The organism is Pseudomonas sp. Sample_23 (assembly GCF_004307595.1).
Classification (GTDB): Bacteria; Pseudomonadota; Gammaproteobacteria; order Pseudomonadales; family Pseudomonadaceae; genus Aquipseudomonas; species Aquipseudomonas atacamensis.
On record NZ_RCNX01000048.1, the window covers coordinates 156,708 to 170,072 of the forward strand.

Consider the following 13,365-nt stretch of genomic DNA (forward strand, 5'->3'; position numbering starts at 1 on the left):
GCGACTGGCCACTTCGCGAGCAGGCTCGCTCCCACAGGGAAAATGCATTCCATTGTGGGAGCGAGCCTGCTCGCGAATATCTACCTTTCAACGAAACCCGACTGACACCCCACCGCGCAATCCCGACCGAACATCTATTCTGGATAAAGGTCAATCAAGGGAGAACGACACAGCGGAGGGTTGCTCACCGTGCATATCGCCGACATCACCATGTTCTACGCCCCGGCCAGCGGTGGCGTGCGTACTTACCTGGATGCCAAACACCGTCGCCTTGGCGAGCGCAACGCCATTCGCCACAGCCTGCTGATCCCCGGCGCGAGGCTGGGTGAACACGACGGCATTTACACGGTTCCGGCGCCCGCCCTGCCCTTCGGCAAAGGTTATCGCTTCCCCTTGCGGCTGGCGCCATGGCGAAACGTCCTGCAGGATTTGCAGCCGGATCTGATCGAAGTCGGCGATCCCTACCTCACCGCATGGGCAGCGCTGGATGCGCGGCGGCAGCTGGATGTGCCGGTGATCGGCTTTTATCACTCGGATCTGCCGCTGCTGGCGGGCAATCGCATGGGCCATTGGGTCACGCCGAATGTCGAGGCTTACGTGACTCGTCTGTACGGCAATTTTGATCGTGTGCTCGCGCCGAGCCAGGTCATGGCCGACAAGCTCATCGGGCTCGGGGTGCGCAATGTTCATGTGCAGCCGCTGGGCGTCGATCTGCACACTTTCCATCCTGACACCCGCGCCCCCGGCCTGCGTGCCGAGCTGGGAATCGCTGAAGACACCCGCCTGCTGATCTTTGCCGGGCGCGGTTCCAAGGAGAAAAACCTGCCGGTGCTGCTCAAGTGCATGCAGCGCCTTGGTCCGCGTTATCACTTGTTGTTGGTCGGCTCGTCGATGCCTGCGGCGGTGCCGGACAACGTCAGCGTCATCGACGAATTCTGCCCGGCGCCGAAAGTCGCGCGGCTGATGGCCAGCGCCGATGCGCTGCTGCATGCCGGCGACCAGGAAACCTTCGGCCTGGTCATCCTTGAGGCCATGGCATGCGGCATTCCCGTGGTAGCTGTGGCGGCCGGGGCGTTTGAAGAAATCGTCAACGATTCCTGCGGCCTGCTCTGCGCGCCGAACAATCCCCAGGCCATGGCCAACGCCGTGCGTGAGCTGTTCAGTCGCGGCTGCGCCCGCCTCGGTCAACAGGCGCGCCAGCACGTCGAACGGTATTACGCCTGGGACACCGTGGTCGACAGTCTGCTCAGCCACTATCACGCGGTGCTCGGCCATACGCTGCCACGGGTGGCCAATGGTTGAAGAAATGAAAGCTGTTTGCCTGGTGTTGCATGATGTGGCGCCCTCGACTTGGGCGGATTACCAGCCCTTCGTCGAGGCCGTCGATGCCTTGGGTGATGTGCCGATGACGTGGCTGGTGGTGCCGGATTTCCATCGCCACGATGCGCTTGACGCCAACCCGGCGTTTCGCCGAGTGCTCGATGCCAGGGTCGCCCGAGGCGATGAACTGGCGCTGCACGGCTACTACCACGACGATCAGGAACCCCTGCCGAACAACCCGCGCGACTGGTTCATGCGCCGGGTCTACACCCATGAAGGTGAGTTCTATCGCTTGTCCCGCGAAGCAGCCTTGGCCCGCCTGCATGCGGGTCTGGAGATGTTTCAGCGCTACGACTGGCCGGTGCAGGGTTTCGTCGCTCCGGCCTGGCTGATGAGCGACGGCACCCGCCAGGCCTTGCGTGAATTGCCGCTCAGCTACACCAGCGATCCGCAGCACCTTTATCGCTTGCCCGACTTCAGCGCTATCGCTGCACCGGGGCTGGTGTGGAGCGCGCGCAGTGCCTGGCGGCGCGGCTTGTCGAAAATCCTCAGCGACCAGCGTGAACAGCGCTGGCGCGAGGCATCGGTGATTCGCCTGGGGCTGCATCCGGTGGACATGCGTCACCGTTTTTCTCGCGATTACTGGTTGCACACGCTGCAACGCCTGCTGGCGGAGGGACGCGTGCCGCTGACCAAAATCGACTGGCTGGCCCGACAGCGCGGACAACTGGAACGCGCAGCATGAAGCGCAGCCTGTTGTTGCTGATCGGCCTGCTCGCGGCGGTGCTGATTCCGGTGCTGCTCGGCGGCGGCGAAACCTGGGCGCGCCTGCGCAGTTTTCCGCTGAACTGGCTGTTGATCATGTTCGGCATGATTCTGCTCTGCTGGGGCATCAATACGTTGCGCCTGCGTTTGTTGCTCGGCGACCAGCGTGAAAAGGTCGCGCCATTGAAAAGCCTTGGCGTGGTGATGGCCGCCGAGTTCGCGTACTGCGCCACGCCGGGTGGCAGCGGCGGGCCGCTGACGATCATGGCCCTGCTCGCCCGTTGCGGCGTGCGTCCGGCGCGGGGCAGCGCGGTGTTTGCCATGGATCAGCTCAGCGATCTGCTGTTCTTTCTCTGCGCCCTGAGCGGGATTCTGATTTACGCGCTGTTCCAGCACCTGAGCGATCGTCTCGAGTGGCTGCTGACCGTCAGCGCCGTTTCGCTGTTTGGCGGTTTGTTCAGTTGCGTGTTGATCGCGCGTTATCACCGAGCGTTGATTCGCCTGAGCGGGCGGCTGTTGGCGGGGATGAACATTACGGCACGCACTCGCCGTCGCTGGGCGCGCAAGTTGCTGCACTTCCTCGCGGCATTTACCGACACCTTGAAACTGCCTTGGCAAACGCTGGTTCAGGTTTTTGCTCTGACCTGCGTGCACTGGCTGCTGCGCTACAGCGTGCTGTATCTGGCCTTGCGCGGGCTCGGCGCGGATTTGCAGTGGGCATGGAGTTTTCTGGTGCAGATGCTTTCGCTCGGCGCCGGTCAATTCAGCCTGTTACCTGGCGGCGCGGGAGCCGCAGAATTGACCTCCGCCGCGCTGCTCGCACCCATGGTGGGCAAGTCCACCGCAGCGGCGGCGATCCTGATCTGGCGCGTGGTGACGTATTACTTCTATCTGCTGGTGGGCGGGCCGGTGTTCGTATTGATGCTGGGCAAGCCGTTGCTGAAGAAGCTGATGAACGTCAGGCAGGCTTCTTAGGTTCGTCCTGCTCTTGCTGGAGTCGCTCCCAAAGTTCGGCGGCGCCGGGGAATTCGGTGCCGTCGTCCGGGCTCATGTCATCCGGGTCGTAACGACTCAGGCAACCTTCACCAAGGGTGGCGGGGGCTTTGGAAGTGGCTTTGTCCAGTGGATCGCTCATGGCTTTTCCTCGGGCTCAAATGACAAGGGCCTGAGCGATTCAACGCCCAGGCCCCTGGTTTTTCAAGCGTGTCGTGCTCGATCAGAACACAACCGTCTTGTTGCCGTGCACCAGCACGCGGTCTTCCAGGTGATAACGCAGACCACGGGCCAGCACCATCTTCTCGACGTCACGGCCGAAACGCACCATGTCTTCGATGCTGTCGCTGTGGCTGACACGCACCACGTCCTGCTCGATGATCGGGCCGGCGTCCAGCTCTTCAGTGACATAGTGGCAGGTCGCGCCGATCAGTTTCACACCACGCAGGGATGCCTGGTGATACGGCTTGGCGCCGACGAACGATGGCAGGAAGCTGTGGTGGATGTTGATGACTTTGTGCGCGTATTCGCGGCACATGTCCGGCGGCAGGATCTGCATGTAGCGCGCCAGCACCACCACTTCGGCGTCGTGCTGTTTGACCAGCCGCGACACTTCGTCGAATGCCGGCTGCTTGTCCTGCGGATTGACCGGCACGTGGTAGTAAGGGATGCCGTGCCACTCGACCATGCTGCGCAAGTCGTCGTGGTTGGAGATCACGCAGGAGATTTCGCAATCCAGTTCATCGCTGTGCCAGCGGTGCAGCAGGTCGGCCAGGCAGTGGGATTCGCGGCTGGCCATCAGCACCACGCGTTTTTTCTGCTCGGTATCGGTGATGCGCCAGTCCATCGAGAACTCTTCGGCGATCGGCGCGAACTTCTCGCGCAACTCTTCAATACCGAACGGCAGCGAATCGGCACGGATTTCGTGACGCATGAAGAACCAGCCCACTTGATTGTCAGAGTGGTGGCTCGCTTCGGTGATCCAGCCATTATGAGAGGCCAGAAAATTACTGACTTTGGCAACGATGCCAACGCGGTCCGGGCAAGAGATCACCAGCCGAAAAGTGCGCATGAGGGGGAAACTCCAGAACTTCACAAAGGCCGCCATTCTAGCGACTGCGCAGGAAAACTGCAGTACGCATACGCGCCGGGTGGGACAAAGCATGGCGAAACGGCTTTCTGACGCAGGTCTTACGTCAAGACCGTGACGCTTTAGTGGGGCTTTTGTCAGACAACTGTAAATATCTGTGCTGACTGCATCACATTATTTAACTGAACATTCAAAGCGCGGCTAATCCCTGTAACTCATTTAAATAAAAAGCCGATCTAAATGTTTACTTGATGAAACAGCCTGACTATTATTGCGGCACTGTCCCCTGTCATTCAGCATTCTACAAAAGGTAGTACTCATGTCCTTGATCAACGAATATCGCGCCACCGAAGAAGCCATCAAAGAGCTGCAAGCCCGTCTGAAGAACCTGTCCGAAGACGACAAACTGCAAGCCGAACTGGAATTCGAAGGCAAACTGCGCACGCTGATGGGTGAATACTCCAAGTCGCTGCGTGACATCATCGCGCTGCTGGATCCAGAAGCAAAATCCAAGGCTCCACGTGGCGGCGCAGTAAAAACTACCGGCACCAAGCGTGCACGCAAAGTTAAGCAATACAAAAACCCGCACAACGGTGAAGTCATCGAAACCAAAGGTGGCAACCACAAGACTCTGAAAGAGTGGAAAGCCAAGTGGGGCGGCGACGTGGTTGAAGGCTGGGCGACCCTGCTGGGCTAAGCCGCAACGCCTTCGCAGAGCGATCCGCGAACAAAAGAACGCCAGCCAGCGCTGGCGTTTTTTTATGCCCGTAATTTATTGTCCGGGCATGTTCGATTTCACAGATTCAAACGTTTGCGTAATGCCTGGACATAATTCTGCCAGTCATTGAGCACCTCTCGCTGCATCGGTGACGCACTAAGCGACCATTGCTCGGCGGCCTCGATAAATGACTGCACGGTATTCGGCGCACCTGCCTCGGGTTGCGTCAGGCGCTGCTGACAGAATAATTTCCAGCGCTCTTGCTCGGCCACATCCAGGGTGTCCGGAAAGTTGCGTGCTCGATATCGAAAAAGTAATTCAGGCAAACGTTCATCATCGAAAGGCCAGTGCTCTTGCGCCAATTGCGCAGGGTCGGCCGTTCGAACTTGTTCGCATAAACGACGATCACGATCACCGATAAATCCATCGTACAACTGCTGCTCGGGATCTTCGCTGGGAGTGAAATCTTCGCTGGCATAAATCGCCGCGACTTTATCTTTCCAGACTTGTTGTGCGTCAGTTAGTCGCACTGTCCGCTCCTGATAAAGCGCCATGTCCAGCCCAAGGCGCTGCTGGTCTTGTGCGCGCAATACCGCCAGCGGCGCTACAACCGGGCATCGATTGATGTGAATCAGCTTGAGCGGCACCGGCAGTTCACCTTCGGCCAACTCATCGCGACGGGTATAAAGACGCTGACGCAAGGCTTGCGCATCGAGGTCCAGCAATCCCTGCGGATCAAGATGCAGATCACAGACGATCAGGGCGTTGCGATTCTTCGGGTGCCAGGCCAGCGGCAGCACCACGCCGACATAACTGCGCGCCGCCGAGAAACGCCCGGACACATGCACCAGTGGCTGCAACAGGCGGATCTGATCCATCACCTTCTGTTTGCTGCGCAACTGGAACAGCCACTCGTAGAGCTTGGGTTGTTTCTCGCGAATCAGCCGCGCCAACGCGATGGTGGCGCGCACATCCGACAGGGCTTCGTGAGCGTGCCCGTGATCGATATTGTTGGCCGCTGTCAGGCGTTCGAGCTTGAGGGTCACGCGGCCTTCATCATCGGTCGGCCAGACCAGACCGTCCGGGCGCAATGCGTAAGCGGCGCGCACCACATCAATGAGATCCCAGCGACTGTTGCCACCCTGCCATTCACGGGCATAGGGGTCGAAGAAATTGCGATACAGGCTGTAGCGGGTCATCTCATCGTCGAAACGCAAGGTGTTGTAACCGGCGCCACAGGTGCCCGGTGCGGCCAGTTGCGCATGCACGCGAGTCATGAAATCGGCTTCGCTCAGGCCTTTTTCAGCGAGCTGGCCGGGGGTGATGCCGGTGATCGCGCACGCCGCCGGGTGCGGCAGGATGTCTTCGCTGGGCTGGCAATAGAGGTTGACCGGCTCGTCGATCTCGTTGAGCGCATGGTCGGTGCGAATCCCGGCCACCTGCAGCGGTCGGTCGTTGCGCGGATTGATGCCAGTGGTTTCGTAGTCGTACCAGAAGATTGAAGTCACGGGCGAATCCTGAACAGAAGATCGGCGAAGTCTAGGCGTTTCAGGGCTGCCACGGCCAGCCTGGTCGCCCTCGAACAGCAATTTCTCCAGATTCCTACAACTGGAATGCATTTCCCTCGTGGGAGCGAGCCTGCCCGCGAAGGCTTTCTGTCAGTTGCCCACAGGCTGACTGACCCACCACATTCGCGAGCAGGCTCGCTCCCACACCCGAGAGGCTGCTAGCATCAGGCGCACTTGCACCCCGAACAGGCGAACATCAGGTAGCCCATGCTCGAGCCCACAGCACCGCGAAGGAAAGCACCGCTGGATACGCGCCATCAGGTCGAAACGCCGGAAGGCATCGACCTGCCGTTGCGCCCCGCCGGGTTGATGGTGCGCGCGGTGGCGTTTGCCATCGATCTGGGCATTCGCGGCTTGATCCTCGGCGTGCTGTTCATCGCGCTGGCATTTCTAGGCAAGCTCGGCATGGGCCTCGGTTCCTTGCTGCTGTTTGCCATCAGTTGGTGGTACATGGTGCTGTTCGAGGTGCTGCGTCAGGGCCGCTCGCCGGGCAAACAATGGATGGGTTTGCGCGTGGCGCACGACGACGGCACGCCGATCGGCTGGTCGGCCTCGCTATTGCGCAACCTGCTGCGCTTTGTCGATCTACTGCCCTTCGGCTATTTCCTCGGTGCGCTCAGTTGCCTGCAACACCCGACCTTCAAACGCCTCGGCGACATAGCCGCTGGCACGTTGGTGGTTTACAGCGAACGGCCGCTGAGCCGACCGCAATTGCCTGATGCCGAACCTCGTCGCTGCCCCGTTCCGCTGACCTTGAGCGAACAACGCGCGGTACTCGGTTTCGCCGAGCGTCAGGCCGAACTCTCTCCCGCACGGGTCAACGAGCTGGCGGCATTGCTGGCGCAGCCGTTGCACATCTCTGCGCCCAAGGCCGTGTCTGAACTCAACGGCATCGCGCGCGGTTTGTTGGGGCCGACCCCATGAAGCAGAGCCTGTTCGAAAGTCGCCACAAGGCCGAATGGGAGCGCTTCGCCGTGGCGCTTGAACGCCTCGAACGCGGCAAGGATACGGCGCAAGTCAGCGATTTTCCCAAGGCCTATCGACGTCTCTGCCAACATCTGGCTCTGGCCCAGGCGCGTGGCTACAGCAGTTTTCTGATCGATTCATTGCAACAGCAAGTGCTGCGCGGCCATCAACAGCTCTATCGGCATCGCAGTCGCCTCGGGGCGCTCATCATCAGCTTTATCCTCGCGGACTTCCCGCGACTCGTGCGCGAACAGTGGCGCTTCGTTGCGGCCGCCAGCCTGTTGTTCTTCGGCAGCCTGATCGGTTTCGGCGTGCTGGTTTATCTGAACCCGGAACTGATCTACAACCTGATCCCGGCCGAACAGGTGCGCGAGATGCAGGGCATGTACGACCCCGTTGCCGGCCACCTCGGACGCTCGGCCGAACGGGCGGCCAGCGAAGACTGGGTGATGTTCGGCTATTACGTCATGCACAACACGGGCATCGCCTTTCAGACATTCGCCAGCGGTTTGCTGATGGGCGTGGGCAGCGGATTCTTCCTGCTATACAACGGCATGATCATCGGCGCGGTGGCCGGGCATCTCAGCGAGATCGGTTTCGGCCAGACCTTCTGGTCGTTCGTGATTGGTCACGGCGCGTTCGAACTGAGCGCAATCGCCCTCGCCGGAGCGGCGGGCCTGAAGGTGGGCTGGGCGCTGATCGCCCCCGGACGCCTGACATGGGGCGAGGCGCTGCGCCTGGCCGCGCGCAAAAGCGTGTTGCTGGTGTGTGGGGCCATGCTGTTCCTGTTGATCGCAGCCTTTATCGAGGCTTATTGGTCGTCGAAAACCAGCGTAACGCCGCTGACCAAATACGCCGTCGGCGCCGCGCTGTGGCTGGCCGTCGCGGTGTATCTGCTGTTTGCCGGAAGGACCCGCCATGCGCCTGAGTGACGCCAGCGCAGTGATCCGCCCGCGCACGACCTGGGAAGCCATGGACCTGGGCGTGTTGATGAGCCAGCAGCATCGGCGGTTGTTGATGACCAGTTGGGCGATCGTCACCCTGCCGCTGTTCGCCCTGCTCAGCCTGTTGCTGTGGGATTCGCCATCGCTGGCGGTGTTCATTTTCTGGTGGCTGAAACCGGCCTACGAACGCCTGCCGCTGTACATCCTCTCCAAAGCGCTGTTCGGCGAAACCCCGACGCTCAAGCAAGCCTTGCGTGAATGGCCACGCCTGCTCAGGCCGCAACTGTTGGCGAGTCTGACCTGGCGCCGGCTGAGCCTGAGTCGCAGCTTTGTGCTGCCGGTGACGCAACTCGAAGGTCTCGACGGCGAGGCCAGACAACAACGTCTGCAGGTGCTGCTGCAACGCAACGGCGGCGCCGCGCAATGGTTGACGATCATCGGAGTGCATCTGGAAACCGCACTGTGGATCGGCTTGATGCTGCTGTTCTACATGCTCTTGCCGCAGCAGATCGAGACCGACTGGGACTGGCAATCGCTACTACTAGCCGCCGATCAGGACTGGCGCTGGCTGGAGCACCTGACCAACGTTTTTTACGCGCTGATCCTGGTGGCCTGGGGACCGGTGTATGTCGCCTGCGGTTTCAGCCTGTACCTGAACCGCCGCACACAACTGGAAGCCTGGGACATCGAGCTGGTCTTCCGCCGTTTACGCCAGCGCTTGAACAACGGCGTGCTCGGCGTGTTGCTGGGGGCGTGTCTGCTGCTGCCGAATCTGCAACCGGTATGGGCCAGCGATGCGCCGGATGCTCCACGGTTGCTCAATCAGCCGCTGACCAGTCAGGCCTCGCGCGACAGCATTCAGTCGCTGCTCGAACAACCGCCGTTCAAGAACAAGGAAAGCGTCACCCGTTACCGCTTTGGCGACGACCCGGCAAAACCCACCGAGAACGCGCAAGCGGGTGAAGTTCCGCAATGGCTGAAAACCCTGCTCGGCTGGCTCGACGGTCGGCACCTCGATACCCTCGCCGGCGTGATTGAGGTGCTGTTGTGGGGCGCGCTGATTGCCGCGCTGGGCTGGCTGGCCTGGCGTTATCGCGAATTCCTCGGGGCTTTCGTCAGCCGCCGCCCGAACCTGCCAGCGCGCAGCAAACCGCAGGCGTCGCCACAAGTCTTCGGCCTCGATCTGAACCGTGAAACCCTGCCGGATGACATTGCCAGCAGCGCCGAACAATTGTGGCTGAGCGAACCTCGCGCCGCGCTGGGTCTGCTTTATCGCGGCTTGCTTAGTCATCTGTTGCATGATTTCGACCTGACGCTGAAAGCCGCCGACACCGAGAGCCAGATCCTCAACCGCATTGAGCAATTGCAACGCCCGGACCTGCTCGCCTACAGCCGCAACCTCACTGTTCACTGGCAGAACATGGCCTACGGGCATCGACTTCCAGCTGCGCACCTGCAAGCAGAGCTGTGCAACGGCTGGCGTGAATTGTTCGGCAAAGGATCCGGGCATTGAACCGGCGCATCGGCTGGTCGTTGGCTGCGCTGGCGCTTGTGCTGCTTGGCGGCTTGAGCCTGTTCCTCTACCTCAAGGCCCGGCCCTATCAGGAAACCGTCGATCACGGCCCCTCGCCTGCCGCGCAAGCCAATCCTTATCTGGCGGCGGAAATGTTCCTGCGCGAGCGCGGCCTCGCGGTCAGTCACGCCGAGACCTTGGCGGTGCTGCCGCAGATTGATCCGCACAGCCACACCTTGTTGTTGTTCGGCGAGCGCGCGCGGATGACGCCGCGTGAAGTCGATCAGGTGTTGAACTGGACTCGCGCCGGCGGACGCTTGGTATTTGTCGCTGAATCGCTGTGGGATGCGCAAACCGGGCAAAGCAATGATCTGCTGCTCGATAAGGTGCAACTGCACCAATCGCTGAGCAAGGAATTGAAAGATCCACCAGTGGACGTGGAAAAGGACCGCTTCCCGAAACTGACCAAACTGTACCTGGAAGACGAAGACGCGCCGGCCTACGCCGGTTTCGACACCGACTTCCACCTCGACGACCCGAATAATGTCGCGCAAGCCTGGGCCAACAGCGCCAAAGCCACGCACATGATGCAACGGGTGTACGGCCTCGGCACGATCACCGTGGTCACCGATGCCGAGCTGTGGAAAACCGGCGCTATCGGCAAATACGACAACGCCTGGCTGCTCTGGTATCTGAGCGCCGACACCGACGTCACGCTGATTTACAACACCGCGCACGATGGCTTGTGGACCTTGCTCTGGCGCTACTTCCCGCAGGCCATCGTCGCCCTGCTCGCCTTGATCGGCTTGTGGTTGTGGCAGGCCGGCGTGCGTCACGGCCCGGTGCAAATGCCAGCGCCAGCAGGTCGCCGCCAACTGCTGGAGCACCTGCGTGCCAGTGCCGACTTCCTGCTGCGCCACAACGGCCAGCAGGCGCTGCTGCAAGCCTTGCAACAAGACATCCTGCGCCGCGCCCGCCGCCGCCATCCCGGTTTCGATCAATTGAATGTGGCCGAGCAATGGCTGGCGTTATCGCGCCTGACCCGGCAACCCACCCGCGCCATCAGCCAGGCCCTGAGCCCACGTCAGAAGCAGCGTTTGTCCAGCGCCGAATTCAGCCGTCAGGTCGCTCATCTGCAAACCTTGAGGAACGCGTTATGACTGAACAGATCGAGCCCGGCAGCGCGACGCACGCCGCCCAGCAGCGCCAGCGTGCCAGCCAGTTGGCGCAGGCAGTGCGCAATGAATTGAACAAGGCGCTGATCGGCCAGGATGCGGTGGTCGACGATGTCCTGACCGCGCTGATTGCCGGCGGCCATGTGCTGCTCGAAGGCGTGCCCGGGCTGGGCAAGACCTTGCTGGTGCGTGCACTGGCGCGATGCTTCGGCGGCGAGTTCGCGCGCATCCAGTTCACCCCGGATCTGATGCCCAGCGACGTTACCGGCCACGCCGTGTATGACCTGCAGACCGAGCAGTTCAAGCTGCGCAAAGGCCCGCTGTTCACCAACCTGCTGCTGGCGGACGAGATCAACCGCGCCCCGGCAAAAACCCAGGCGGCATTGCTCGAAGCCATGCAGGAACGCCAGGTGACACTCGAAGGTCGCCCCCTGCCCATCGCGCAACCGTTCATGGTTTTGGCGACGCAGAACCCGATCGAACAGGAAGGCACCTATCCGCTGCCGGAAGCCGAGCTCGACCGTTTCATGCTCAAGGTGCGCATGGATTATCCCGACGCCGATCAGGAGCTGAACATGGTCCGTCAGGTCTGTCGTTCGACCCGCGCCGACATGCTCGATGTGCAACCGCTACGCACAGTGTTGCAAGCCAAAGACGTGCAGGCGTTGCAGCGTATTGCCAGCGATCTGCCGCTGGATGATCAGGTCCTCGATTACGCCGTGCGTCTGGCGCGCAGCACGCGCACCTGGCCGGGCCTGACCCTCGGCGCCGGACCACGCGCCTCGATTGCACTGGTGCGTTGCGCCCGTGCCCGCGCCTTGTTGCGCGGCGGCGAGTTCGTGATTCCGGATGACATCAAAGGCTGCGCACTCGCTGTGCTGCGCCATCGCGTGCGCATCGCACCGGAGCTAGACATCGAAGGCCTGCAGGTCGATCAGGTGCTCGCGCAATTGCTCGATCAAGTGCCGGCGCCGCGCCTGTGAAACCCTCGCGTTTGCTGCTGATCTGGCTGGCGCTGCTGCTGGGCGTCAGCATCGTGCTTGGCGCCTTTCAGGCACTCGGCAGAGAGCTCCCGTCGAGCCTGATTTCGATCAACTGGGGGTTGCTCCTGGCGCTGTTGGCCTTGGCGGTTATCGACGCCGTACGCCTCAGACGCCTGCCCTCGCCGCGCATCAAACGACAGATGCCCGGCAGCCTGGCGCTCGGGCGCTGGGGAGAGGTGAAGCTGGAGGTCGCCCATGAGTTTGCCGAGCCACTGAACATCAATTTCTTCGACCACGTACCCGACGGCCTCGCGTTTGAATATCTGCCAACAGTTGTCGAGCTTCAACCCGGCCATGTCAGTCAGCTCACCTACCGTCTGCGACCTCTCGAACGCGGGCATTTCTGCTTCGAACAGTGCGAAGTCAACCTGCCCAGCCCCTTGGGATTATGGTCCGGCAAACGCCTGCTCAGCGTCCGCGACGAGACCCGTGTCTACCCGGACTTCGCCCGGCTTTACGGCGGTGAGTTGCGCGCCGTCGACAACTGGCTGAGCCAGCTCGGCATACGTCAGCGGCAACGTCGCGGTCAGGGTCAGGAATTCCATCAGTTGCGCGAATTTCGCGAGGGCGACAGCCTGCGCCAGATCGACTGGAAAGCCACCGCCCGTCAGCGCACACCGATTGCCCGCGAGTACGAAGATGAGCGCGATCAACAGATCATCTTCCTGCTCGATTGCGGCCGGCAGATGCGCAGTCACGATGGTGAGCTGTCGCACTTCGATCACGCGCTCAATGCCTGCCTGCTGCTTAGCTATGTGGCGTTGCGCCAAGGGGATGCGGTGGGCATGAGTACCTTTGCCGGTGATGAGCCGCGCCATGTCGCGCCTGTCAAAGGCAGCGGCCAACTGAACGTCCTGCTCAACGCTGTTTATGACCTCGGGAGCACCCAGCTCCCTGCTGATTACCAGGCTGCTGCCAACCAGTTGTTGGCCCGCCAAAAGCGGCGGGCGCTGGTAGTGCTGGTGACCAATCTGCGCGATGACGATGATCAAGTGCTGGGCGCGGTCAGACGGTTGAGCGCGCAACATCGGGTGCTGGTGGCGAGCCTGCGCGAGGAAGCGCTGGATAGGTTACGCCAGACGCCAGTGCAAACACTGCCCGAAGCATTAGCCTACTGCGGCACCATCGATTTTCTCAATGACCGCTCGCAACTCCATGAGCGGCTGACTGCCCATGGCGTTGCAGTGATGGATGTTCGGCCCGCCGAGCTGGGGGCCGGACTGGTGACAAGCTACATGAGCTGGAAAAAGACCGCTGCGATCTGACAGAT

General features: G+C 61.4%; 13 protein-coding genes. 10 read left to right on the plus strand and 3 right to left on the minus strand.

Annotated elements, in window-relative coordinates; genetic code table 11:
- Positions 1 to 210 precede the first annotated feature (210 nt).
- From D8U82_RS13275 to D8U82_RS13285, 3 genes are read left to right on the plus strand one after another with little or no spacing between them, the layout of a single operon-like run.
- Entirely contained in the window at positions 211 to 1,302 is a 1,092-nt protein-coding gene (locus D8U82_RS13275; protein ID WP_177434133.1) for a glycosyltransferase family 1 protein, read from the plus strand.
- Entirely contained in the window at positions 1,295 to 2,065 is a 771-nt protein-coding gene (locus D8U82_RS13280) for a DUF2334 domain-containing protein (protein WP_130902318.1), read from the plus strand. Before D8U82_RS13275 ends, D8U82_RS13280 begins: the two co-directional genes overlap by 8 nt.
- On the plus strand, positions 2,062 to 3,060 hold the full coding sequence (locus tag D8U82_RS13285) for a lysylphosphatidylglycerol synthase transmembrane domain-containing protein (RefSeq protein WP_110602535.1): 999 nt from the start codon (positions 2,062 to 2,064) through the stop codon (positions 3,058 to 3,060). The genes D8U82_RS13280 and D8U82_RS13285 overlap by 4 nt, the downstream gene beginning before the upstream one ends.
- On the opposite strand, the gene D8U82_RS28110 is transcribed toward D8U82_RS13285, so the two are convergent.
- Both D8U82_RS28110 and purU read right to left on the minus strand, forming a co-directional pair.
- On the minus strand, positions 3,044 to 3,220 hold the full coding sequence (locus D8U82_RS28110; RefSeq protein ID WP_177433336.1) for a hypothetical protein: 177 nt from the start codon (positions 3,218 to 3,220) through the stop codon (positions 3,044 to 3,046). The genes D8U82_RS13285 and D8U82_RS28110 overlap by 17 nt on opposite strands.
- A gap of 81 nt (positions 3,221 to 3,301) precedes the next feature.
- On the minus strand, positions 3,302 to 4,150 hold the full coding sequence (purU, locus tag D8U82_RS13290; RefSeq protein ID WP_016773477.1) for a formyltetrahydrofolate deformylase: 849 nt from the start codon (positions 4,148 to 4,150) through the stop codon (positions 3,302 to 3,304).
- A gap of 337 nt (positions 4,151 to 4,487) precedes the next feature.
- On the opposite strand from purU, the gene mvaT reads away from it, so the two are divergent.
- Entirely contained in the window at positions 4,488 to 4,865 is a 378-nt protein-coding gene (gene mvaT / locus D8U82_RS13295; RefSeq protein WP_016773476.1) for a histone-like nucleoid-structuring protein MvaT, read from the plus strand.
- A 98-nt stretch (positions 4,866 to 4,963) separates the two neighbouring features.
- Here the strand turns inward: mvaT and sbcB are convergent, their stop codons facing one another.
- Positions 4,964 to 6,394 carry an exodeoxyribonuclease I gene (gene sbcB, locus D8U82_RS13300; protein WP_130902319.1) on the minus strand — a complete coding sequence of 477 codons (1,431 nt, stop codon included), beginning with the start codon at positions 6,392 to 6,394 and terminating at the stop codon, positions 4,964 to 4,966.
- 267 nt (positions 6,395 to 6,661) lie between these two features.
- On the opposite strand from sbcB, the gene D8U82_RS13305 reads away from it, so the two are divergent.
- From D8U82_RS13305 to D8U82_RS13330, 6 genes are read left to right on the plus strand one after another with little or no spacing between them, the layout of a single operon-like run.
- Positions 6,662 to 7,378: an RDD family protein gene (locus tag D8U82_RS13305; RefSeq protein ID WP_130887866.1), complete on the plus strand. Its 717-nt coding sequence runs from the start codon at positions 6,662 to 6,664 to the stop codon at positions 7,376 to 7,378.
- Positions 7,375 to 8,352 (plus strand): stage II sporulation protein M, encoded by a 978-nt coding sequence (locus D8U82_RS13310; RefSeq protein WP_130902320.1) that lies wholly within the window; start codon positions 7,375 to 7,377, stop codon positions 8,350 to 8,352. The genes D8U82_RS13305 and D8U82_RS13310 overlap by 4 nt, the downstream gene beginning before the upstream one ends.
- The gene (locus D8U82_RS13315) at positions 8,339 to 9,877 is read left to right on the plus strand and encodes a DUF4129 domain-containing protein (protein ID WP_130902321.1); all 1,539 of its coding nucleotides are present in this window, start codon (positions 8,339 to 8,341) and stop codon (positions 9,875 to 9,877) included. The genes D8U82_RS13310 and D8U82_RS13315 overlap by 14 nt, the downstream gene beginning before the upstream one ends.
- A complete protein-coding gene (locus D8U82_RS13320) occupies positions 9,874 to 11,037 on the plus strand; it encodes a DUF4350 domain-containing protein (protein WP_130902322.1) in 1,164 nt (387 codons plus the stop codon). Before D8U82_RS13315 ends, D8U82_RS13320 begins: the two co-directional genes overlap by 4 nt.
- The gene (locus tag D8U82_RS13325; protein WP_016773470.1) at positions 11,034 to 12,035 is read left to right on the plus strand and encodes a MoxR family ATPase; all 1,002 of its coding nucleotides are present in this window, start codon (positions 11,034 to 11,036) and stop codon (positions 12,033 to 12,035) included. The genes D8U82_RS13320 and D8U82_RS13325 overlap by 4 nt, the downstream gene beginning before the upstream one ends.
- Positions 12,032 to 13,360, plus strand: a complete 1,329-nt coding sequence (locus tag D8U82_RS13330; RefSeq protein ID WP_016773469.1) for a DUF58 domain-containing protein — start codon at positions 12,032 to 12,034, stop codon at positions 13,358 to 13,360. Before D8U82_RS13325 ends, D8U82_RS13330 begins: the two co-directional genes overlap by 4 nt.
- The last annotated feature ends 5 nt before the right edge of the window (positions 13,361 to 13,365 follow it).